Here is a 22,685-nt window from a genome sequence, read left to right on the forward strand (position 1 = left end):
AAGGAGAACGACAATGACTACAAGCGCAATCCTGCTCTTCATTCTCTTCGTCGTCGTCATCTGGGGCGGACTGGTGGTGTCTTCCATCTGGCTGGCCCGCAGCGACGATAACACCACGGGCGAGCTGGGTGATACCCCCGGCACTGACGACGAATCCCTGTCGCACCGCGTACACCACTAAAAGGGAGCGGGCGGCACACCGCTGCCCAGCTTAAATCTGTCCCAGCCTATATCTCGACCACCGTGCGCCCATGTCGGGAGCCCGCGCGGAGCTCTTGAGCGGCGGTGGCAACATCAGCCAGCGGAACCGTTTCGGTAATAGAGTTCAGCATGTCGAGGTCGAGGTGTTCGTCGAGAAGCTGCCAGGCCTCCTCGCGCACCTCGCGGGGCGCGTCGACCGAATTGCCGCCGGCCAGCACGATGCCGCGCAAAATGAACGGCAGCACCGAAGCGGGAAGGTCCGGGCCGGCTGCCATGCCGGTGGCCGCAACCACACCACCCCAACGCACCTGCGCCAGCACATTCGCTAGGACGGTGGAGCCGGCGGTGTCAATGGCGCCGTCGTACAGCGCCTTCTGCAGCGGACGGCCGGTCTCAGACAGCGCTGCGCGGTCGAGCACGTGATCCGCGCCGAGTGAGGTGAGGTAGTCCGACTGGGATTCCACGCGGCCGGTGACGGCGGTGACCTCGTAGCCGGAAGACTTGAGCAGCTGGACCGCGATGGAGCCCACGCCTCCGGTGGCGCCGGTCACCAAGACATGGCCCTGCGTGGTGCCGTGCGTGCGCAGCTGGTTCACGCAGATAGCGGCGGTGTATCCGGCCGTGCCGATGGCGGCGGCATCGTGAGCGCTGAAGCGTTGGGGCACGGGGATGGTGGCTTCAGCGTTGACGCGCTGGCGGGTGGTGTAGCCGCCATGGCGGAATTCGCCCAAGCCATCGCCGCAGGAGACGACAAGCTGGCCGGGGTCCAGGCGAGAATCAGAAGTCTCCGACACAGTGCCCACGACATCGATGCCGGGGACGAGGGGATTGATGCGCATGACCCCTTTATCGCCCTCCAAGGCCATGGCGTCCTTGTAATTGAGGGAAGAAAACTGCACATCCACGACCGTGTCGCCTTCCCCGAGCAGGGGCTGTTCTTGGAAGGAATGGGTTACTCCGGAATCCGCGCGGGTGACAATGAGTGTGCTCATGGGCACTATCGTACAGAGGATGTGAAGCAGCGTTTTCTGGCTTTTGCTTCAGCTGGCTTCCAGAGAACATAGTTAGGGTGAAGCGCATGACTGGGATAGAAGCTCAACACCCGCGCAATAGGCTGCGGCCCGCGCCGGATTCATATCCGCACCTGCGTCGTGATTCCTTCCTGGTCACGGCCCTGTCCTTGGTGGTCGTGATGTTGGCGACGGTGGGCAAACCCTTTATGGATATCCCCGGCGTGGTGGATGGTTCCGCACATGCGGTACGCCAGGTTAATACACAGCTCTTTGGTGGTTTTGAGAACGCCTCCGTGTGGTACGGCGCGTGGACCGATCTGATAGGAAACATCGCTCTTTTCATGCCGCTGGGCGCGGCGATCTACGTGGCCGGGCGCGACCGTGCCAGGATTCGCTGGGGCCTGGGCGGGGCGATGCTGATCGGCCTCGTAGTCAGCCTCTGCATTGAAAGCGCCCAGTACATCTTTGCCCTGGGCTTTAGCGATGTCGATGACCTTCTCTACAACACCGTGGGCTCTGTTTTCGGCGCCGCACTCATGGCGCGTATGGGGCGCGAAGAACAGATGAAGATCCTGCGCCGCCTAGGTTTTCTCCTTGCGCTGGCAGCGGTGGTGCTCCTCGCCATGGTGGCGTTGTAGCGCCTAGTGGGTAGAGCGAACGAGCTTGGCGACGTCCCCTGCTACCTGCCGCGCATAGGGTGACACACCAGTAATCGTGGCTGAGCCCGGACCAGTCCACGAGCCATAGCCCACGGGGAAGAAACCTTCCACCGTGGGCTTTCCTTCTGCCAACAGCCCAGGGAACGGGCGTAGCGCTGGGCGGAAGCCGGTGGCCCAGATGAGGTCGCTGAAGCCCTGCTCGGTGAGTTCATCGAGGGAATCGAACATCGGGGTAGTGCCCAACAGCCCGCTATCCCGGGCCTTGAGGACGGGCGGAACCATGACGATATCGCCGAGCTCCGACTCCGATCCGGGATCGGGCTCCCCCTTTGCTAAGGCGAGCATACGCTGCCGGTTGCGGCTAAAGAGCACGCGGCCATCCACGTCATCCGGCATCCACCGCGGCGGATGCGTGGTAAACCACGTGGTGTCCACGCCTTTCAAGGCAAGCTCGGCGGCGATTTGGGCTCCCGAGTTGCCTGCGCCCACGACGGCGACGCGCTGGGTTTCTGGCTGCGTTCCGGGGAGAAACGGCGCAGGGCCGGGGTAGCTTGCCGTGTGCCACTGGCGCCCTTGAAACTCACCGGGGTAGAAGGGGATGAACGGCGCGGACCACGTGCCCGTCGCGGCCACGACGGTGCGGGAGCGGAACTCACCGTGAGTGGTGAGAAGGCGGAAGAAGGGGTCGTCGTCAAGCACGCGCTCCACCGCCACCCCGTGCCGGACCGGTAGGTCATAGCGCTGCTCATAGCGGGTGAGGTAGTTCACCACGTGGGAAGCCGGCGGGAAACCCGGGTAAGAAGGCATGGGCCAGCCGGGCAGCGTGGAGGATTGGGCATCGCTAAAGAGCGTGAGTGAGTCCCACACGTGCTGCCAGGCCCCGCCGGGGGAGGAGTTGGCATCGAGGATGAGGAAATCGAGCTTCTGACGGCGCAAGTAGTAGCCCGTGGCCAGGCCAGATTGGCCGCCACCCACCACGATGCAATCGTAAGTACACATTTATTGGATGAGCTTTCGTTCGCGGGCAGCGGAGACGGCCGCCGTGCGGGTTTCTACGCCCAGCTTTTGATAGACGTGGATCAAGTGGGTCTTGACCGTGGCCTCGGAGATGAAGAGCTGCTGGGCAATTTGCTTGTTGGAAGCGCCTGTGGACAGCGCCTGCAGGATCTCCAGCTCGCGCGCGGACAGCGCGGTCTCCGGTTGCGCCAAGCGCTCCGCTAGGAGGTTGGTGACCTCAGGGGCCAAGGTGCGCTTGCCCGCGGCCGTGTCGAGCACCGCGGTGTGAAGCGTTTCTTCGGGGGCGTCCTTGAGCAGATAGCCTAATGCGCCGGCCTCCACGGCGGCCAGAATATCCGCCTGTGTGTCATAGGTGGTGAGGATGAGCACCGGTGGCCCATCGAGCTCGCGCACGCGCCGGGTGGCGGCGATGCCATCGACGTCTGGCATCTGAATATCGCAGACAACCACATCGATGTGGGGAACATCAGCATCCGTCAGCTGCTCGACGGTCGAGCCGTCGGAGCCTTCCAGTACCACCTCGATGTCGGGGAAGGCGTTAAGAATCGCGCGCAGCCCGGCGCGGACCACGGGGTGATCATCGATGAGCATCACGTTGACCATTGCTGCTGCTTCCTGTTGGGATTCGCACCGCGAGCGCGGTGCCGGCGGGTGAAGATTCTACCTGGACGCTGCCGCCGACGCTGCGAACACGCTGCTCCAGGCCGGTCAGCCCGAAGCCACGTGGCCCTTCGATGCCGCGGCCGTCGTCGACCACATCGAGGATGATTCCATCCTCGAAAGAGCCGAGGGTGACAACGGCCTTGTCGGCATCGGCGTGTTTCATGACGTTGGTCAGCCCTTCCCGCGCGGCGCGCAAGATGACGTGGGAAAACTCGGTGGGGACGTCGGCGCTGCCGGTGAGCTTGAGCCCGAAGCGGGTGCGCAGCCCCAGGCCCTTAGCTTGGGCTTGGAGCTCATCCACGAGGGAGCGCAGTTCCGCGTCGAGGGAGGAGGCAGGGGCTGCGAGCTCTTTGACGAAGCGCCGGGCCTCGGCCAGATTATCCTGGGCCACCTTTTCAATGAGTGCGAGCTGCTCGGTCACGTCCTGTTGCGCGGATGTGTTCTTGGCGGCGCGGCTGAGCAGGACGATGGAGGACAGCCCCTGTGCCACGGTGTCGTGGATTTCGCGGGAGAGCCGCTCCCGTTCCTCAAGGCGCCCGGCTTGGTGCTCGCTGGCCGCCAGCTCCTCCTGGGTCTCACGCAGCTGCTTGGCGACGGCCGCGTGGTGCGCCGCCTCCGCCTGAACCCGGCGGGCGGCGTGGTAGACGGCCACGGCGAAACAGGTGCCAATGAACGGCCCGATGGCCGCGGCCGCGGTCCAGAATTGCGGGTGGATCCACGCGGGGACGAAGGCGGCGACGGCCCACAGCACCACGCTGGCGACGATTCCTGGCCAGAAGGGAAGCGCATGGATAAAGACGAAGACCAGCGGGAACTCGAGCCACATGAAGTCTTGGGCGTGCACCATAAGCCCGATCCACAGCAGGCACAGGGCGGCGAGCCACAGCGTGGTGGGGACGGGGCGGGTGATGGTGCGAGAGCCGAAGATGGCAAACCCCGTGTAGACCACTGCGAGTGCGATGGAGAGGCCGAGGGCGCGGGCGTCGAGACGGCCATCGGCCCATGCGCGCAGCACTCCAAACACGAGGAGAAAACCGAACATGGTGTGCAGTCCCACGGTCCACAGTTTGTTGCTCATCATCACGGCAGTCCAGCTTATCCGCTGGCTGGTCGAGGGCGAATCAACCAACTGGTTGAGTGGAGGTTCAACTGGCTACCCGATTACTTTCAGCGCACGCACACGCAGGATTAATAGTATGTTCCTGGCATTAAGAGAGATAGTCACCGCCCGCGGTCGGTTCTTCCTGATCGGCGGCGTCGTGGCTCTAATTACGTTGTTGCTCGTTATGTTGTCCGGCCTGACCCAAGGCCTGTCCAAGCAGAATACTTCCGCCCTTGAGGCACTCGGGGAGCAGACTCCGAACGTGACCTTTTCGACGGAAGATCCCTCCTTCACCGAGTCGGAGATCTTTGCCGAGGATGTGCCTGCCTCTGGTATTCCGCTGGGTACTTCGCAGACCAAGCTGGAGGGCCACGGCGGCGTGGCGGTCTTCGGCCTGCCCGAAGGTACCCAGATTCCTGGCTCCAGCACCGTGATTCCGGAGGAAGGCATGGTCTTGAGCCAATCCATCGATGAAGAGATGAACGCGCCCTCCCGGGGCACCCTCGGCGGTGTGGATTTGGACGTCACCGCGGTGGTTGAGGATGAGTACTACTCCCACTCCCCGGTGGTGTGGGTCTCTACCGAAACCTGGCAGCAGGTCTCCCATTCTCCTGAGGACATGGTGGGCGTAGCCGTGCTGTCCCCGGAGCCGACCGACACCTCCGTGTCTATGGGCAAGGCCCTGTCCGGTCTTCCGGCTTATAGCTCGGAGCGCGGTTCGCTGCTGACCATGCAAGCCTTCCTCTACGGTATTTCCGCGCTGGTCACTATCGCTTTCCTGAGCATCTGGACCATCCAGCGCACCCGTGACCTGTCCATCCTGCGTGCCCTTGGCGCCAGCGTGAAGTACCTGCTCAAGGATGCCATCGCGCAGGCCGCCATCATCCTGGCGATTGGCGTGGGGGTCGGCGCGCTCGTCGGCTGGCTGCTGGGCCTTGCCGCCCAGGGCGCTGTGCCCTTCGAGGTCTCCGCCGTGACCGTCATCGTCCCCGCACTCGGTATCTGGCTGCTCGGCATTGCCGGTGCCTTTCTTGCCACCCGCCGCGTATCCAAAATCAATCCGCTTGACGCCCTAGGAGGCAACGCCTAATGACTACCACCGCTTCTTCCCCTGCACTGTCCCTTCGCGATGTCGTGGTGACCTACCCGGATGGTGAGTCCCGCGTCACGGCGCTGGATAATGTCAGCCTCGACGTCAAGCCGGGCGAGCTCACCGCCGTCATCGGTGAGTCTGGGTCCGGCAAGTCGACCCTGCTTTCCGTAGCCGCCGGCCTCATCGAGCCGGACTCCGGCACCGTGGAGCGAACTGGCTCCCGAGGGCTCATCTTCCAGCAAGCAAACCTGCTAGCCGCCCTGACGGCGCGCGAACAGCTGCTCATCATTGACCACATGGAGGGCCGCAAGCCGCGCCAGGATCGTGCTGATGAGCTGCTCAGCTTCGTGGGCTTGGAGGGCTTTGGGAACCGCCGCATGAACCAGCTTTCTGGCGGCCAGCGCCAGCGCGTCAACATTGCCCGTGCTCTCATGGGCCAGCCTTCCGTGTTGCTTGCGGATGAGCCCACCTCCGCCCTCGATTCCAAGCTCTCGCGCGACATTGCCAAGCTCCTGCGCGGTGTTACCGAGGACTTCGATACCGCAACCCTGTTCATTACCCACGACCGCAGCTTGCTCGACTATGCCGACACTGTGGTCGAAGTCAAGGACGGAAAGCTTTCCGAATACTCCGAGCTAGCAGCCTAGGAACCTCCTCATCTCTCACATGTTCATACAAAGGGGTAAATTAATACCCCGTTATGATTCGACCCCGCAAGCCCCGAGTAAGCCCAACTGACTACCCGCGCATGCAGCAGTGGACTGCGCTGCATGCGCTCATGTTGAGCATTACCGTGGTGGCCTGCGGGGTCTTTATCGTCGCTGCTCGCAGAATTAAGGGAACCTCCCGCGAGACCTTTATCCGCCGGATGGTGGGCTGGGCCTTGCTGGTGGCGGGTACTGCGTGGACGATAATCTCCCTGGACCCGAAGCAATTCGATATCCGTGAGTCTTTGCCTTTGCACCTGTGTGACGTGCTGCGTCCGATCCTGGCGCTGGGCCTCATTACTGGCAACGAGCATGCCCTGACCTTGACCTACTTCTGGGGCATCATCCTCAACCCGCAGGCCATCATCACCCCGGATGTCATCTACTACTTTTCCCCGCGCTGGCTGCGGTTTGCCACCTACTGGTTTTTCCACATCGTGGCACTTGCCGCGCCCCTGGCACTAACCTTTGGTCTTGGTTACCGCCCCACCTGGAAGGGGTACCGCTTCGCCGTCAAGGTCACGCCCGTGTGGATGGCACTGGCCATGGCGGTCAATGCGAAGACCGACGGGAACTATGGTTTCCTTAACCACGCGCCGGGCAGTCCCTCCATCATCAACCTATTCGGCCCATGGCCCGGTTACATCGTGGTGGAGACCCTTGCCGTCGCGGCAGCATGGGCGGGGATGACGTGGCCGTGGGAAAGCACCTCGCTGCGCCGCGGCACGGTGGCGGTCGGCCCGCGCGGGCTCATGCGCAAGTCCGTCGGTACTGCGTCCGGGATCCTGCGCCGGGCCACGGTACGTTTTCGTAAATAGTGGCCCGCAAATCGCAAAATTCTAGGGCTTCGTTGCGAAAACGTACCAAGACGGCGGCGGCCAGGTACGGATCGATCAAATAAGACCCCAAAACTTCGGGCGGATTTTTGGGGTGCTACTTGATCGAAACGTACTTAGTAGCGGAGCTAGCGCCAAGCCAAGGAGCTAGCGCTCGGCGTTGAGGAGCCGCGCGATGGCCTGCGGGATGGCCGCCGCGATCTGGGAGGCAGAACAGGGCGCGAAGCCCTCGGGCGTCTCGGCCGCGATGGCCGCTGCGTGGGCGTGGATGGCGCCGGCGTGGAGAACCTCGGGGATGGTTTCGGCGGAGAGCTGGGCCATGACCGCGCCCAGAATGCCGGAAAGCACGTCCCCGGAGCCTGGGGTCGCGGCAAAGGAGTGACCGGCGTTGAAGGAATACAAAGGCTGGCCCGGCGCGGTGACTCGAGTCAGGCGGCCTTTGAGCAGAATGATGCTGTTTAGCTCTTCGGCTAGCTCGTGGAGGGCGCGGCTCCAGCCGGTAGCCCCATCGGGAGCAGAGCCGAAAGCGGCCTCGTAGAGGCGGCGGAACTCGCCTTCATGCGGGGTGAGGATGGTCAGCGGGTGTTCGGTGACTTTCTGGCGCAAGGAGGTGTTGCGCGCCAGCAGCGTGAGGGCGTCGGCGTCGAGGATGGTGGGAAGTCCCTGCGCCAGTACCTTTCGCAGTTCGGTGGCCGCCGCTGCATCGGTACCGCGGCCGGGGCCCACGACCCAGGCTTGGGCCTGTCCGGCGGAGGCCACATCGGGATGGCAGACCAGCTCGGGGAGAAGGGAAGTAATCGAGTTATCGCCGATGAAGCGCACCATCGAGGGCGTGGCACGTACCGCTGCGGTGGCGCAGAGGATCCCCGCACCTGGGTAGGTATCGCTGCCGGCAGCCAGGGCAACGACGCCCCCGGAATACTTATCCGAGCGCGCGCCTGGTGTGGGATCAACGATGGGGCCGGTGCAGCCAACCGGCCAGGGGCGGGAAGCGCGCCCGCCCGGCAGATCGAGTTCGCCCGGTTGCCACGCATAAGGTGTCGGCACGGAAGGTTCGTGCGCGATGAAGCCTGCTGGTTCATCCAGTTCGGAGAGGGTCTCGGCAAAGGAGGGCGCGCCGGGCAAGAAGAGATCGGAGACCACAACCTGCCCGCATTCGGCGGCCAGCGCGTGGCCGAGACGCGGCGAGCCGAAGGTGACAGTGACATCGGCGTTAACGGCATCTGCGGCGCAGACTCCCGTGTCGGCATCGACGCCGGTGGGCATGTCGACGGCCAAGACTACGGCCCCGGCAGCGGTGGCCTTGCGGTAGAGCGAGAGCGCGGTGCCGCTTAAGCCCCGGGCGGAGCCGAGGCCAGCGATGGCGTCAATAAGCAGCGCGCTTCCTAATGGCGTGCTGCCTGACGGCAGCGCGCTGTCGGAAGGAAGGACCGTGCCGCCGGCTGCTCGGAACGCGGCGAGGGCCTCCTCGTGGCAGCACTCAGGTATCAGTGCGTGGACGCTCACCCCGCGCGCAGCCAGCTCCGCGCCAGCATAAAGCCCATCCCCACCGTTGCCGCCGGAGCCAGCGAGAACAAGTACTGCCCCAGGCTGTTGCTCCAGCATCACCCACGCGGTTTCTGCCACCGCCGCGGCGGCCAGCTTCATGAGCTGATCCTCATGAGACTGCTGTTCCAGCAGTCGGTTCTCAGCGGCACGAACAGTGGTAACGGTATAAGCAGGGCGCATAACCCACACCCTAGCGCGCGGGTTGGCAGGTGGGGCACCAAAAGAGGTTGCGGCCCTGCATGACCTGCTCCCGGATCTCGGTGCCGCACACGTGGCAGGGTTGCCCGGCGCGGCGGTAGACGTAGACCTCACCGCCATGGTCATCTTTGCGGGGCTCGCGGCCCATGGCCTCCGGGGTATGGGCTTCGCGGACGGTGTCGATGCGGCCGTGCTCGACGCCGTAGTCCATGAGATCGACCAGGTCAGACCAGATGGCGTCAAACTCCGCGCGGTCGAGCTGCTTGCCAGGAATGAAGGGGGAGAGCCCTTGGCGGAAAAGGGCTTCTGCGCGGTAGATATTGCCCACGCCAGCAAAGAGACCTTGGTCCATGAGCTGTGCACCGATGCTGCGTTTCGAGGCATGGACCCGGGACCACAAGGCATCAGGGTCGGCGTCCTTCCGGAGTGGATCCTGGCCCACCTTCGCCACCTTGGCCTGGTACTCATCCTCCGTGATGAGCGTGCAGAACTGCGGGCCGCGCAGGTTCGCGGCTGTTGTTCCGTTATCAATGCGCAGACGGATCTGCCCCCAGACATCGGCAGAAGGCTCAAAGCGCAGGGAGCCAATGAGGCCTAAATGGATATAGATAACGTGGCGCGGGTTATCCGCATCGAAGTGGAGAAAGAGATGCTTGCCAAAGGCTTCGGCGAGTAAGAGGGGTGAGGCGCTGACAAGCGCGGCCTCCGCAGCGAACCGGCCTTGGGGGCTGCTCACGGCTAGCGGCTTGTTACGGAAATCCGCATTGAGTGTGCGGGCAAGGCGGTGAATAACGTGTCCCTCAGGCATGTCAGGAAGTCTACGCGGGGGCTATGCTGCTGTAGACTTTTCGGGTACTACCCGTTGAACGGAAGGGCCTAAATACTATGGGGCGCGCGCTCGGTTTTGATCGTGAAAAATATATTGAACTGCAGTCGGAGCATATTAACGCTCGGCGCAAAGAAATCGGCGGGAAGCTCTACCTTGAGATGGGCGGCAAGCTTTTCGATGACATGCACGCCTCCCGCGTGCTGCCCGGTTTCACCCCGGATAACAAGATTGCGATGCTCGAGCGCATCAAGGATGACGTAGAAATCCTCGTCTGCATCAACGCCAAGGACATCGAGCGCCAGAAGATGCGCGGTGACCTGGGTATCCTCTACGAAGATGATGTGCTGCGGCTTGTCGACGTCTTCCGGGACCGCGGCTTCCTGGTCAATAACATTGTCATGACCCAGCTCGAGGACGGCAATAGCCAGGCGGAGGCTTTCATCGAGCGCCTCGAGCGCCTGGGACTGACCGTGGCGCGTCACCGCATCATCCCGGGTTATCCCGCCAACATCGACCTCATCGTCTCCGAGGATGGCCTGGGCAAGAACGACTACGTGGAGACCACCCGTGATCTCGTGGTGGTCACCGCGCCGGGGCCGGGCTCCGGCAAGCTGGCTACCGCGCTCTCGCAGGTCTACCACGAGAATCTGCGCGGCGTGCCAGCAGGCTATGCCAAGTTCGAGACCTTCCCCATCTGGAACCTCCCGCTGGATCACCCGGTGAACCTGGCATACGAGGCCGCCACCGTGGACCTTAACGACGCCAACGTCATCGACCACTTCCACCTCTCCGCGCACGGCGAATCCACGGTGAACTACAACCGTGATGTCGAGGCTTTCCCGCTGCTCAAGTCCCTGCTGGAGCGACTGACCGGCACCGTGCCCTACCAGTCCCCGACGGACATGGGTGTGAACATGGTGGGCTTTTGCATCACCAATGACGAAGTCTGCCGCGAAGCCTCCCAGCAGGAGATCATCCGCCGCTACTTCAAGACTTTGGTGGAGGAAGCCCGCAACGGCCTCGACACCACGCAGTCTGAGCGCGCGGCCGTAGTCATGGCGAAGGCCGGCATCAAGTCCACCGACCGTCCGGTTGTGCTCCCAGCGCGTGAGAAAGCGGAGGAGACCGACGGCCCGGCAGCCGCGCTGCAGCTTCACGACGGCACCATCATCACCGGCCGCACCTCCCCGTTGCTGGGCTGCTCCGCAGCCGCGCTGCTCAATGCACTCAAGCACCTCGCTGGCATTGATGATGACCTGCACTTGTTGTCCCCGGAATCCATCGAGCCCATCCAGACGTTGAAGACAAAGCACCTGGGTTCACAGAACCCGCGCCTGCACACCGACGAGGTGCTCATCGCGCTGTCGGTATCCGCGGCGAAGGACGAGAATGCCCGCCGCGCGCTCGATGCACTGAAGGAGCTTCAGGGCTGCGATGTTCACACCACCACCATCTTGGGTTCGGTGGATGAGGGCATCTTCCGCAACCTGGGCGTCCTGGTGACCTCCGATCCGGTCTTTGCCCGCAAGAGCGCGCTGTACCAGAAGCGTTAAATCCCACTCGCCGGACGTTGACTGAAAGCGCCACCACGTAAGGCATTTCCCCAGACCTAAAACCCGCAACCTGCAGGTGGGCGTCGCCAAGCGCTTGCCGACGCCCACCTGCCCACCTGGGAGTTTCGGGATCGAGGTCTGGGGCTTTGGCTTAAAAGCGGTTGTAGTGCTGGGCCCAAAAGATTGGGGATCTTGCCACTAGCAGGCCTAGACTTGCGGGCGTGACTATTGGCAAGATTCTCCTCTACTACTGCTTTACTCCCATCGAGGACCCCACCGCGATCATGCTGTGGCAGCGATCCCTGTGCGAGAAGCTCGGGCTCAAGGGCCGCATCCTCATCTCGGAGCACGGTATTAACGGCACCGTGGGCGGGGACATGGATGCGTGCAAGCGCTATGTGCGCGAAACCCGTGAGTACCCGGGATTTAAGAAGATGGAGTTCAAGTGGTCCGAGGGTAGCGCGGAAGACTTTCCGCGCCTCTCGGTCAAGGTCCGCGATGAAATCGTGGCCTTCGGCGCGCCGGGCGAGCTCAAAGTGGATGAAAACGGCGTCATCGGTGGTGGTGTCCACCTCAAGCCCGAAGAGGTCAACAAGCTGGTGGAGGAGCGCGGCGAGGAGGTCGTCTTCTTCGACGGGCGCAACGCCATGGAGGCGGAAATCGGCAAATTCAAGAATGCCGTGGTGCCGGACGTGCGCACGACCCACGACTTCATTGCTGAACTTGAATCCGGCAAATATGACTGGATGAAGGATAAGCCCGTGGTTTCCTACTGCACGGGTGGCATTCGTTGCGAGATCCTCTCCGCCTTAATGAAGAACCGAGGCTTTAACGAGGTTTATCAAATTGACGGCGGCATCGTCCGCTATGGCGAGAAGTACGGCAACGATGGCCTGTGGGAAGGCTCGATGTACGTCTTTGACAAGCGCATGCATCACGAGTTTGGCCAGGGCTTAGAGGATCCGGGCTTTATTCAGCTCGGCCACTGCGTGCATTGTGGGAAGGGGACGAATACCTTCCATAACTGTATTAATGAGGACACGTGCCGCAAGCAGGTGCTCATCTGCGATGACTGCATCCAGCACGTGGAAACGCAGCACTGCGGCCGGCCGGATTGCGCCGAGGTGGCTGCCGCCCAAGCGCAGGGTTAGTTTTCGAGCACCGGGGCCAGCAGGATCTGGATATCGTTGATGCACCAGATCATGAAGTTGCCGGCCATGACCCAGAAGATGGCCATCCAGCCGCGCCAGCGCACGTAGGCTTTGAGCTTGCGCACCATGATGACTGCGCAGCCGATCATGCCAATGAACGGGATGATTAGCGTCGTCGTGGCGAACACGGTGCGCTGGGTCCTCGTGCAGAGCCAAGCGGCGTATTCGGCCTGGAGGCAATTGGTTGTGGTCCCGGCGACCTTGAAGAGGCCCGCGAGGAGAAGCGCATAGAGCGCCGAACCGACGAGGATGAAAATCATAAACCACAGCGCTTGGCGCGAGGAACGGCGGTTGGCCTCGGCGACGGTGAGGGGATCGGGTTCGTCGGCAAGCTCGTCAAAGCTGCGGGGCTCTGGGCGAGGCAGGTTCGTATAGTCCGCGTCGGACGTGAGATCGTTTTCGGGGTGCTCGGCTGCCATGGTTTGTCAGTCTAACGTGCTTCTTTATCGTAGGTACTGGGACAGACCAGTACTGGAACGCCCAAGTGGGGAAGCAACTCGGTGGCGGTGCTGCCAATGAAGACGCGTTCGATGGGCCCCATGGGAGCGGAACCCAAGCAGAGCAGGTCGCCCTTCTTCCACTTCAGTGAATCCACCGCGCCGGACCAGCCATGGCCACTGCCGATGGCCGTCGTGACCGATACCTCCGGGTAGGTCTCCGCGATGAGATCGTGGGCGCGGTCCAACAGTGAGAGCGAGTGCTCACGCCAATTCGGTGCATCGGGGGGAAAGGTCGGAGAATATTCGAGGGGGACGTCGACCAGCCCCTTGGCGGAAAACGCCAGGATACGCAGGGGGATTCCGCCGCGCTGCGCAATGCATGCGGCATGCAGCAGGGCGGGGTCGTCGGCATTGCCCAAGTCCGTAAAGGCGAAATTGATGCGGGTGACGCCGTGCTTGGACAGCTTGATACCACGCGGGATGAGCCCCACGGGGAGGGGCGAGTAGTGTAGAAGCGCGTCGGCAGTAGATCCCGAGAAGAAACGGCCCTTCGGCGCGGATTGATTGGCTCCAAGGAGGATGACGCTCGCCTTGAAGTCCTTAGCCGCCTGTTCCAAGAGCTGGGGGCGAGAGGGCCCTGCCAAGAGAACGGAGACATTCTTATCGAGCTGCTCCTTGTCCACCCCGGCTTCGTTCAAGGCCTGCTTGACAGCGCGTTCGCAGGTCGCGCGTTCCTTCTTGAACCACTTCTTGTAGGAACCGCTGAGCTTGCTGAGCGACGTCACGGTGAGGGGCTGCGAAATGGTTGAAACCACGCGAATCCGAACGGAGGTGGAACGTGCGAGCCACGCGGCAAACTCGATGGCCTCCGTGCCGGTGGAGCTAGGACTCCACGACACGAGGACGCGGAGCGGAGGGAGCTGGTCGTCCGGGGAGCATGGCCCTTCCGCAGGGTGTGAAGAATTCTTAGCCATTCAATAAAAAGTTCGGGGTCGTTTTCTTCATTATCGACCCTTCATGCCGGAAAATAAAATCCGCTCTACCGGCACTTTTTGGTCTATTTCCCTTCCATGATTGGACGGTAGACATCGGCAAGCTTGGAGATGAGATTGACCAAAGCGTCAGCGTCCTTGATATCCTCTGGGTCGAGCCAGCGTAGGATCTCAGCCAAAGCCGCCGCGCGCTGGCGGGAGACGATTGTCAGCTCGGATTCCCCAAGCTGGGTAAGGGCGACAAGTACGCCGCGGCGGTCTTTTTCATCGCGGTGTCGTTCCACGAAGCCTTGACGCTCCAATTGGTACAGCGCATTGGAGGCGGTAGGCATCCGGATGAGCTCTGCCTGGGCGATGGTGCTCACGCGCGAAGGGCCGCGCATGCGCAGCTGGTTCATGATGGAGACCTGCGACGTGGTGAGGGATGTGCCTTCTGTCGTGCGCTGGAAAATGAGCATGAGTTTGTTGAGCGCGGGCTGGATCTGGCGGGCGACTTCCAGGGCATCCTCGTAAGGGATGGGGGATTCGATAGTTTCTTCACTCATGGAAAATAAGTGTAGCTAGTAATTTCGCGGAGCGGTAGTTAGCCGATTAAAAAATTTGGTTTCCCACCGCGAAGCACTATGAAAGGGCCTAGATTGTTGACGCCGCCGGCACTACACTGTCCGGCGTGAATTCTCCGTCAAAGGCAGAGTCTGCAAAGACAAGGCCAGAAGTGGCCTACCGCAACGAAGTCTCTTATGAATGGGAGCGTGCACAGCATCTGCGTGAGCTTCGCGCGGGAAAGGTGACGCGCGAAGAGCTATGCGATGCCGACTTTCTCCTTCGCGCGGCGGCGGAACACCATGGCGTCGACATGCGCAAGCCGTGCCCGGTGTGTGAATCAGACATGCGACTGACCCGTTGGGTTTATGGAGATGCTTTAAAACGCCGGGCGGGAAGTGCGCGGAGCGCTGCGGAAATTGCGGACATGGCCGCAGAAGGGCTGGAATTTACCGTGCACTTCGTGGAAGTGTGTCCGGCGTGCCGCTGGAATCATCTGCTTCGAGCCGCCACGGTCTATGCTCTAGGGTAGTTTTGGCTTCCCAGTTCGCGCCGGTAAGCTGCATATATTTACAGTTTCTGTACAGGATTGATGAGGACACGGATCAGTGACCGAGAAGGAAACCTCTGGGCGAAAGGCCGGTAAACGTCGGAAGAGCCCCTCGCGCAGCGCACGACATTCATCCAGCTCTAAACGCCGCTGGCCGTGGATCGTGCTGGCTGTTTTGTTTGTACTAGTGGGCATTCCTGCCCTGCTCTTCGGCTACGCGTATACGCAATACGACGTCCCCGGGCCCAAGGAGCTGCAGCCGAGCCAGATCTCCACCATCGTCGCCGGCGATGGTGAAACTCAACTGGCCAAGCTCGTTCCGCCGGAAGGCAACCGCCGTCAGGTGACGTTGGAAGAGATCCCGGATTATGTGGAGGACTCGGTCCTCGCTGCCGAGGACCGTGAGTTCTGGACCAACTCGGGCTTCTCCTTTACTGGTCTGGGCCGCGCCGTCTTGGGCAAGCTCACGGGTGATAGCACCGCCGGTGGTGGTTCCACCATCACCCAGCAATACGTGAAAAACACCCTAGTTGGTGACGAGTATTCCTACGTCCGCAAGATCCGTGAGCTCATCTATTCGGTGAAGATGACCAATGAGTGGGCCAAAGAGGACATCCTGAACGCCTACCTCAACACCGTCTATTTCGGCCGCAATGCCTACGGCATCGAGGCTGCCTCCAATGCCTACTTCAATAAGGACGCCAAGGACCTCACGAAGGAAGAAGGCGCGCTGCTCGCGGGCGTTATCCAGTCACCGTCTGTCCTTGATCCGTGGGTAGATGAGGAACGTTCTCATGCTCGTTGGGACTACGTCATGGATGGCCTCGTTGAGATGGGTGACCTGGATCAGGCTGAACGCGATCAGTTGGTCTTCCCGGAAACTCGCGATCCGTCTGAGTATTCCGCTTACACCGAAGCGCCAGGCGCTTATGGCCACATCAAGAACCAGGTCATCGATGAGCTGTCCCGTGTGGGCATCACCGAGGATCAGCTGGCCACTGGTGGCCTGAAGGTGACGACAACCATTGATATGACCGTCCAGAATGCGTCGACGGATGCTGCTCATGCAGAGCTGGGAGTGCTGCAGGAAGATGCACGTGCAGCGGCGGTCACCATTGACCCGGCTACGGGTGCCGTGCGCGGCTACTATGGCGGCGATGATTCTGGCGGCTGGGATTATGCCAATTCCCCGCTGCAGACAGGTTCAACCTTCAAGATTATGACCCTGGCCGCAGCGCTCCAGCAGGGCATCGATCTCAATACTTATTACTCCTCGGCGCCCTACCAGCTGCCTGGATCGCAGCTCGTGACCAACGACGTGGGTGCCGGCTGCGGTAGCTGCTCCATCGCTGAGGCAATGAAGAATTCTTATAACACGTCCTTCCTGCGCCTCCAGGATGACTTGGAAAACAAGACGCAGGACACCGCGGATATGGCGCATGCGTTGGGCGTGCCGCGCAGTCTTCCGGGGATTGAAAAGACCCTCACTGAAAATGGTGGAACGCCGTACGAGGGCATCGTGCTGGGCCAGTACCAGTCGCGTCCGCTCGATATAGCGACGGCAATGGCCACCTTGACCAACCAAGGCATATGGCATCAGCCGCACTTCGTGGAAAAGGTAGAAAACGCTGCCGGCGAAGTCCTCTACGAGAACCCGACCGACGGCGGTGAACGCCGTGTCTCCGCCAACGTGGCCAACAACGTGATCTCCGCGATGCAGCCAATTGCCGCATGGTCGAATGGCGCGCTAGCTGGCGGGCGCCCGTCTGCGTCTAAGACTGGTACCACGCAGCTGGGTGACACCGGTCAGAACAAAGATGCGTGGATGGTCGGTTCCACGCCCCAGCTGGCTACAGCAGTGTGGGTAGGCACGGCCGACAACACCTCCGCGATTTTCAATCAGTGGGGCGGCATCATGTACGGCTCGGACGCACCGACGAAGATCTGGAAGTCCATCTTGGACACTTCTCTGGCTAACGTCGAGCAGCAGACCTTCCCGCAGGCCTATCCGATCAACTACGGCGTCGGCAGTTGGGGTTCGGGCTATGTCTATGACCCGAGCCAGAGCACCACGTGGGACCAGACCCCGGCAAGCCCGGAGGGCGAAGCCGCTGAGGGCGAGGGCGAGGCAAAACCAGAGGAAGGCCAACACCATGACGAGGGGCATGGTGATGCCCCGGCGCAGCCGGCCCAGCCTGAGCAACCGGCCGAACCCGCAGAGCCCGAGGTCCCTTCACTTGATGACATTCTCAACGGAGATGGACTCGACCAATTACTTGGTCAATAGGAGATTGATCGCCCGGTGAGCTATCACACTACTTCGCGGATCGTGTCTCTCTCATCTGAGTCTATGACCCATAACGCGGTCGACGCCCTGGGTGGGCCGACGGGGCGCTTTGCTCGTTCGGCTTATGCTGGGTGGTGGACACCCTTGCGCGTGGTTATCACCCTGGCGTGGACGTTTTTGGCGTTTGGGTTTTTGAGTAAGGCAACCTGTGCGGGTAGTCGCCGGGGCGAGGATGGCCTCATCAGCCTGAACTGGGATGGCAACCGCCAATACACGGCCTTTTGCTATAACGACATCGTCCCTCTCTATGGTGGGCGCGGACTCGATCAGCCGGGCTTCCCCTATGCCTATTCCTGGGTTGAGGGCGATCTCACCCGCTACATGGAGTACCCAGTACTGGCCGGCCTCTTCCAGGGAGCCGTCGGGTGGCTGGCGCGCACCACCTATCCGGCCGTCGAGTGGCTTGGGATGGCAGATGTCAGCTGGTACTTCGGACTGACCGCGTTCATCATGTCTCTCGTGTGGGTCGGCACCGTGGTGATGGTTTTTCAGCTCACGGGGAACCGGGCATGGGACACCATCCTCATGGCGGCCAGCCCGCTCGTGGTTATTCACGCTTTTACAAACTGGGACATTCCGTCGGTGGCCTTCATGGTGGGTGCGCTACTCGCAGTGACGAAGCGCAAGAATTGGCTTGCCGGTATCCTCATCGGCCTTGGCACGGCCTTTAAATTGTGGCCCCTGTTTATCCTGGGTGCGTTTTTAGTGTTGGCCATCCGCCATAAACGGTGGGCACCTTTCTTCAAGATGATCGTGGCAACCGCTGTGACGTGGCTCGTGGTGAACCTTCCCGTGGCACTGGCCTACCCCGAAGCGTGGGGCGAGTTCTTCAGGCTCAATCAAGAGCGCGGTGCGGAGTGGACCACGATCTATGCGCTGTTGAGTCGCGTGACGGGCGTGGGCTTCGAAGCCGAATTCCTCAACACCTTCTCCCTCGTGGCCTTCCTAGCGTGCTGCGCTGCCATCGCCATTATGGGGCTTACTACGCCGCGTGCGCCACGGGTAGCTGAGATGATCTATCTCATCATCATGGCCTTCCTGATCTTCAACAAAGTGTGGTCGCCGCAGTACTCACTGTGGCTCGTCGTACCGGCACTCTTGGCCCTGCCACGTTGGCGCCTCATCTTTAGCTGGGCGCTTGCCGACGCCCTCCTCTGGCCCATCCTTACCTGGCACATGCTTGGGGCTGAGAATAAGGGCCTGCCGCACGAGATGCTGGATATCGCCGTGATTACTCGTGATGGCTTCATCATTGCCATCGGTGTGCTGATCATCCGTCAGATGTGGGGCAAAGCGGAAGATAAGGTCCGTGCGGCGCACGGCGGTAGGGATCCATTGGCGGGGGATTTTGCGCTATGACTATGACGATCCTGGGCATCATCTCCATCACGCTGGGTTTTATCTGCGTGTTGAGCGCCTATTACCTGTTTCAACGCTCTCAAGACCGCACCTGGCCCATTGTGCTGGGGCTGCTGGCTCTCTTGTTCCTCACTGTGATTCCTGCTGGTGCGGCGATCTTTGTCGCGGCGACACACTAGATGCGGCCGAGGAGATAGGGGATTTCCTTTTCCGCCGGTCAGTGCGGTACTGTGTGAGGGTTGCTTGACGCAACAGACCCTCCTGTCATATCCGCAAAGGTGATATGGCCGATACCAATTACTAGACCATAGGAGGTGATGAGGTCCGTGCGTCACTACGAAGTCATGATCATTCTGGATCCTAATCAGGATGAGCGCACCGTAACCCCGTCCCTAGACAAGTTCCTCGAGGCAATCCGCAAGGATGGCGGCAAAGTCGAAAAGGTTGACGTGTGGGGCAAGCGCCGTCTTGCATACCCGATCAACAAGAAGGAAGAGGGCATCTACGCAGTCGTGGAGCTGGAGTGTGAATCCCACTCCGTTCTCGAGTTCGATCGCCGTCTGAACCTGAACGACTCCATCCTGCGTACCAAGGTTCTGCGCACCGACAGCAAATAGCGGATACTGGGTTTCGAGCAATCCACGTAACCGATATTAAGGAGTAAAGACATGGCTCAGGGAGATACCAACATCACGGTTGTCGGCAATATCGTTGCTGACCCGGAACTGCGCTTCACCCCGGCGGGTGCCGCAGTAGCGAATTTCCGTGTTGCCTCCACCCCGCGTCGCTATAATCAGCAGACTTCCCAGTGGGAGGATGGCGAGGCCATGTTCCTCACCTGCAACGTGTGGCGCCAAGCCGCAGAAAACGTTGCGGAGACCCTGACCAAGGGCATGCGCGTTATCGTTACTGGCCGTTTGCGCCAGCGCTCTTACCAGACGCGTGAGGGCGAGAACCGCACTGTTTTTGAGATTGAGGTCGATGAGGTCGGCCCGTCCCTGCGTTATGCAACCGCTCAGGTTAACCGCAAGTCCGGCAACGGCGGCGGCAACTATGGCGGCCAGCAGCAGGGTGGTGCTAACTACAGCGGTGGCAACCAAGGCGGTTTCTCCGGAAACCAGGGTGGTTTCTCTGGAAACCAGTCCCAGTCCTCTGCCCCGCAGCAGTCCCAGCAGTCGGCTCCGAGCAACGATCCGTGGAATTCGGCACCCCAAGCAGGAAGCTTTGGTGGTGCGGATGCAGAACCCCCGTTCTAAAACTGTCACGCAAGTATTCATTTAACTCAATTGAAAGGCAGGGATCATGAAGCTGATCCTCACCGCTGCCGTTGAGAACCTCGGCGCCCCCGGCGAAATTGTAGAGGTTAAGGACGGCTACGGACGTAACTACCTGCTTCCGCGCGGCCTGGCTATCGTTGCCACCCGCGGTGCTGAGAAGCAGATCGAGGGCATCAAGCGCGCCCAGGAAGCTCGCGCAATCCGCGACCTGGACCATGCACGCGAGATCCGTACCCAGCTGGAGGAGCTCAAGGACGTTAACGTCCCGGTGAAGACCTCCGAGTCCGGCAAGCTCTTCGGCTCCGTGTCCGCAGAGGACATCGTGAACGCCGTTGCCGCCGCTGGCGGCCCGAAGCTGGACAAGCGCATTGTTGTGCTTCCCAAGGGCCTGGTCAAGAAGACCGGCAACTACCAAGTCGAGCTGAAGCTGCACGCTGACGTTATCGGCAAGGTGAACTTCTCGGTCGTCGCTGCCTAAGAACTAAGGCGCACGACGGTCACCCTCCGTCCGCCCGCGTGTGAGGCGCGGCGCCGGTACGCAGGACGTGACCTTAAGACAACAGCAAGGCTTGAGGCCGTGCTCCTCCCACTATGTGAGGTGGTGAGAGGAAGCACGGCCTCAGGCCGTTTTGTGGGCTTTTGGGGATAGAGATTTGGGGAAAGACTCAAACTGTGGATAACTCGCACTATCTGTGGATAACTCGGTGGTGAGTTAACGGTGAATTTACTCACGGCGCACGGTGTTAACCCGCTGGTAGGGGCGATATTCAGATGGGGGCCTACTTTTCCACCGGTTTTGTGCGGATTTTCACACTAGGAAAAACCTATCCTGACCAGTGGAAATAATCATCGCAGGTCACAGCGCTGCAAAGTTATCCACAGCCCTGACCTCTGTCTTTGCACACCGTGTCTTTGCTGACCTGGGAATTCCACAGGTCTCTGTGGATAACTATGGGAGTTATGCCCAAGGGGTAGTGTCTTGACCCTCAGCTAGACTGTTGTGTACAACGCGCGGTTGCCGCTCGGCACTGCATCGAAGCCTGGCCGTCCGGCGCGGAGAAGAGTGAGGATTTCAGGCACACGGCCAGGGTGGGATTAATGAACGGTGGGATTAATGAGCAATGACTAATGCCAGTTTTGATGATGACCAGGTTCCACCACCACCGGAGCCGGTAGAGGAGGAACCCCGCCGCTCCTACCGGCAGGAGGAGCCTAAGCGTTACGGCGAATTCCGTCAGCCGCCCGCGGACCGTGAGGCAGAACAAGGCGTCCTTGGTGCTATGCTCCTGAGCCCGAACACGGTCATGGAGGTCATTGAAGAGCTGGAGCCGGAGGATTTTTACTATCCTGCGCACACGCTCATCTACCAGGCCATGATTGACCTTTATGCCGCAGGCACCGACATTGATGCAGTGATTGTGGCGGCCCGACTCGATCGATATAACAACCTCGAGCGCGTTGGCGGTGCGCCCTACCTGCATACCCTGTTGGCCACGGTGCCAACCGCTGCCAACGCCCGCTATTACGCGGAGATTGTCGCGGAGAAGGCGGTGCTGCGCAAGCTGGTGGACGCCGGTACGAGAGTCGTCCAACTCGGCTTCCAAGGCTCCGAAGACATGGAGATTGAGTCCGTGCTGGACCGCGCCCAGCAGGAAGTTTTCGCTGTCGCGCAGAAGAAAACGACCGAGGATTACCGTGCGCTGAGTGATCTCATCGATCCCACCATTGATGAACTCGCCGCCCTGCAACAAAACGGCGTGGAGTCCGGCGTGCCCACCGGTTTCATCGACCTCGATAACCTGACCAATGGTCTGCGTGCCGGCCAGATGATCATCGTCGCCGCCCGCCCTGGCGTTGGTAAGTCCACGCTGGCCATGGACTTCATGCGCTCGGCATCACTGCAGCATAACAAGACCTCCGTGGTCTTCTCCCTGGAGATGTCTGCCTCAGAGATCGTCATGCGCCTGTTGTCTGCGGAGGCGGAAGTGAAGCTGTCGGATATGCGCGGTGGCCGCGTGTCCACGGAGGATTGGGCCAAGATCGATGACACCCTCAACCGCATCCAGGATGCGCCTCTGTTCATCGATGATTCCCCGAACCTCACCATGATGGAAATTCGCTCCAAGGCCCGCCGCCTCAAGCAGCAGCACGGTCTAGACCTCATTGTGCTGGACTATATGCAGCTGATGTCTTCAGGCAAAAAGGTGGAGTCCCGCCAGCAAGAGGTTTCGGAGTTCTCGCGCCAGCTCAAGCTGTTGGCCAAGGAGCTGGAAGTTCCGCTCATCGCGATTTCGCAGCTGAACCGTGGTCCAGAATCCCGTACCGATAAGAAGCCGCAGCTGGCGGATCTGCGTGAATCCGGCTCGCTTGAGCAGGACGCCGATATGGTTATGCTGCTCTACCGCCCAGACTCACAAGACCGCGATGATCCCCGCGCCGGTGAGGCGGATATCATCCTGGCCAAGCACCGTGGCGGCCCGATCGACACGGTGAAGGTGGCGCACCAGCTGCACTACTCCAAGTTCGTCAACATGGCGCACGGTTAAA

General features: G+C 61.1%; 24 protein-coding genes. 15 read left to right on the plus strand and 9 right to left on the minus strand.

The window, feature by feature from the left end; all coding sequences use genetic code 11:
• The first annotated feature begins 13 nt into the window (after positions 1-13).
• A complete protein-coding gene (metS, locus tag QP363_RS10020; protein ID WP_070444675.1) occupies positions 14-181 on the plus strand; it encodes a methionine/alanine import NSS transporter subunit MetS in 168 nt (55 codons plus the stop codon).
• Positions 182-227: 46 nt separating this feature from the next.
• On the opposite strand, the gene QP363_RS10025 is transcribed toward metS, so the two are convergent.
• Positions 228-1,193: an MDR family oxidoreductase gene (locus QP363_RS10025; protein WP_070444677.1), complete on the minus strand. Its 966-nt coding sequence runs from the start codon at positions 1,191-1,193 to the stop codon at positions 228-230.
• 86 nt (positions 1,194-1,279) lie between these two features.
• Between QP363_RS10025 and QP363_RS10030 the strand changes: the two genes are divergently transcribed.
• Positions 1,280-1,852 (plus strand): VanZ family protein, encoded by a 573-nt coding sequence (locus QP363_RS10030; protein WP_070444679.1) that lies wholly within the window; start codon positions 1,280-1,282, stop codon positions 1,850-1,852.
• A 3-nt stretch (positions 1,853-1,855) separates the two neighbouring features.
• Here QP363_RS10030 and QP363_RS10035 read toward each other — a convergent pair whose 3' ends face one another.
• Genes QP363_RS10035 through QP363_RS10045 form a run of 3 tightly spaced genes read right to left on the minus strand, consistent with a single transcriptional unit; the run spans position 1,856 to position 4,634 of the window.
• Positions 1,856-2,872, minus strand: a complete 1,017-nt coding sequence (locus QP363_RS10035; RefSeq protein WP_070444680.1) for an NAD(P)-binding domain-containing protein — start codon at positions 2,870-2,872, stop codon at positions 1,856-1,858.
• A complete protein-coding gene (locus QP363_RS10040) occupies positions 2,873-3,493 on the minus strand; it encodes a response regulator transcription factor (protein ID WP_070444682.1) in 621 nt (206 codons plus the stop codon).
• On the minus strand, positions 3,468-4,634 hold the full coding sequence (locus tag QP363_RS10045; RefSeq protein ID WP_070444684.1) for a histidine kinase: 1,167 nt from the start codon (positions 4,632-4,634) through the stop codon (positions 3,468-3,470). The genes QP363_RS10040 and QP363_RS10045 overlap by 26 nt, the downstream gene beginning before the upstream one ends.
• A 115-nt stretch (positions 4,635-4,749) precedes the next feature.
• On the opposite strand from QP363_RS10045, the gene QP363_RS10050 reads away from it, so the two are divergent.
• From QP363_RS10050 to QP363_RS10060, 3 genes are all read left to right on the plus strand, one after another.
• Entirely contained in the window at positions 4,750-5,745 is a 996-nt protein-coding gene (locus tag QP363_RS10050; RefSeq protein WP_070444686.1) for an ABC transporter permease, read from the plus strand.
• Complete coding sequence (locus QP363_RS10055) at positions 5,745-6,395, plus strand: ABC transporter ATP-binding protein (RefSeq protein WP_070444688.1); 651 nt, start codon at positions 5,745-5,747, stop codon at positions 6,393-6,395. The genes QP363_RS10050 and QP363_RS10055 overlap by 1 nt, the downstream gene beginning before the upstream one ends.
• 101 nt (positions 6,396-6,496) lie before the next feature.
• Entirely contained in the window at positions 6,497-7,273 is a 777-nt protein-coding gene (locus QP363_RS10060; protein WP_284764431.1) for a TIGR02206 family membrane protein, read from the plus strand.
• A gap of 165 nt (positions 7,274-7,438) precedes the next feature.
• On the opposite strand, the gene QP363_RS10065 is transcribed toward QP363_RS10060, so the two are convergent.
• Both QP363_RS10065 and QP363_RS10070 read right to left on the minus strand, forming a co-directional pair.
• Positions 7,439-9,019: an NAD(P)H-hydrate epimerase gene (locus tag QP363_RS10065; RefSeq protein ID WP_070644726.1), complete on the minus strand. Its 1,581-nt coding sequence runs from the start codon at positions 9,017-9,019 to the stop codon at positions 7,439-7,441.
• A 10-nt stretch (positions 9,020-9,029) separates the two neighbouring features.
• Positions 9,030-9,845: an Fpg/Nei family DNA glycosylase gene (locus tag QP363_RS10070; RefSeq protein WP_070644727.1), complete on the minus strand. Its 816-nt coding sequence runs from the start codon at positions 9,843-9,845 to the stop codon at positions 9,030-9,032.
• A gap of 77 nt (positions 9,846-9,922) precedes the next feature.
• Between QP363_RS10070 and QP363_RS10075 the strand changes: the two genes are divergently transcribed.
• Together QP363_RS10075 and QP363_RS10080 are read left to right on the plus strand one after the other, a co-directional pair.
• On the plus strand, positions 9,923-11,419 hold the full coding sequence (locus tag QP363_RS10075; protein WP_284764433.1) for a DUF1846 domain-containing protein: 1,497 nt from the start codon (positions 9,923-9,925) through the stop codon (positions 11,417-11,419).
• A gap of 221 nt (positions 11,420-11,640) precedes the next feature.
• Complete coding sequence (locus QP363_RS10080) at positions 11,641-12,570, plus strand: rhodanese-related sulfurtransferase (protein WP_070444696.1); 930 nt, start codon at positions 11,641-11,643, stop codon at positions 12,568-12,570.
• Here QP363_RS10080 and QP363_RS10085 read toward each other — a convergent pair.
• From QP363_RS10085 to QP363_RS10095, 3 genes are all read right to left on the minus strand, one after another.
• A complete protein-coding gene (locus tag QP363_RS10085; protein ID WP_070444698.1) occupies positions 12,567-13,049 on the minus strand; it encodes a hypothetical protein in 483 nt (160 codons plus the stop codon). The genes QP363_RS10080 and QP363_RS10085 overlap by 4 nt on opposite strands.
• 11 nt (positions 13,050-13,060) lie before the next feature.
• Positions 13,061-14,044, minus strand: a complete 984-nt coding sequence (locus tag QP363_RS10090; RefSeq protein WP_070444700.1) for a universal stress protein — start codon at positions 14,042-14,044, stop codon at positions 13,061-13,063.
• A gap of 83 nt (positions 14,045-14,127) precedes the next feature.
• The gene (locus QP363_RS10095) at positions 14,128-14,607 is read right to left on the minus strand and encodes a MarR family winged helix-turn-helix transcriptional regulator (protein WP_070644729.1); all 480 of its coding nucleotides are present in this window, start codon (positions 14,605-14,607) and stop codon (positions 14,128-14,130) included.
• 170 nt (positions 14,608-14,777) lie between these two features.
• On the opposite strand from QP363_RS10095, the gene QP363_RS10100 reads away from it, so the two are divergent.
• The 8 genes from QP363_RS10100 to dnaB all read left to right on the plus strand — a co-directional run bounded on the left by QP363_RS10100 (position 14,778) and on the right by dnaB (position 22,684).
• Entirely contained in the window at positions 14,778-15,137 is a 360-nt protein-coding gene (locus QP363_RS10100) for a DUF5318 family protein (protein ID WP_070644730.1), read from the plus strand.
• Positions 15,138-15,213: 76 nt separating this feature from the next.
• The gene (locus tag QP363_RS10105) at positions 15,214-17,442 is read left to right on the plus strand and encodes a transglycosylase domain-containing protein (RefSeq protein ID WP_284764435.1); all 2,229 of its coding nucleotides are present in this window, start codon (positions 15,214-15,216) and stop codon (positions 17,440-17,442) included.
• A gap of 63 nt (positions 17,443-17,505) precedes the next feature.
• Complete coding sequence (locus tag QP363_RS10110) at positions 17,506-18,861, plus strand: glycosyltransferase family 87 protein (protein ID WP_141750575.1); 1,356 nt, start codon at positions 17,506-17,508, stop codon at positions 18,859-18,861.
• Entirely contained in the window at positions 18,858-19,040 is a 183-nt protein-coding gene (locus QP363_RS10115; RefSeq protein ID WP_070644733.1) for a hypothetical protein, read from the plus strand. Before QP363_RS10110 ends, QP363_RS10115 begins: the two co-directional genes overlap by 4 nt.
• A gap of 147 nt (positions 19,041-19,187) precedes the next feature.
• Positions 19,188-19,478: a 30S ribosomal protein S6 gene (gene rpsF, locus QP363_RS10120; RefSeq protein WP_210384564.1), complete on the plus strand. Its 291-nt coding sequence runs from the start codon at positions 19,188-19,190 to the stop codon at positions 19,476-19,478.
• A 51-nt stretch (positions 19,479-19,529) separates the two neighbouring features.
• A complete protein-coding gene (locus QP363_RS10125; protein WP_070644734.1) occupies positions 19,530-20,117 on the plus strand; it encodes a single-stranded DNA-binding protein in 588 nt (195 codons plus the stop codon).
• Between the two features lie 46 nt (positions 20,118-20,163).
• Positions 20,164-20,616 (plus strand): 50S ribosomal protein L9, encoded by a 453-nt coding sequence (rplI, locus tag QP363_RS10130; RefSeq protein ID WP_010187895.1) that lies wholly within the window; start codon positions 20,164-20,166, stop codon positions 20,614-20,616.
• Positions 20,617-21,259: 643 nt separating this feature from the next.
• A complete protein-coding gene (gene dnaB / locus QP363_RS10135) occupies positions 21,260-22,684 on the plus strand; it encodes a replicative DNA helicase (RefSeq protein WP_010187892.1) in 1,425 nt (474 codons plus the stop codon).
• Position 22,685 lies beyond the last annotated feature (1 nt).

Source organism: Corynebacterium sp. UMB6689 (assembly GCF_030215295.1).
Classification (GTDB): Bacteria; Actinomycetota; Actinomycetes; order Mycobacteriales; family Mycobacteriaceae; genus Corynebacterium; species Corynebacterium aurimucosum.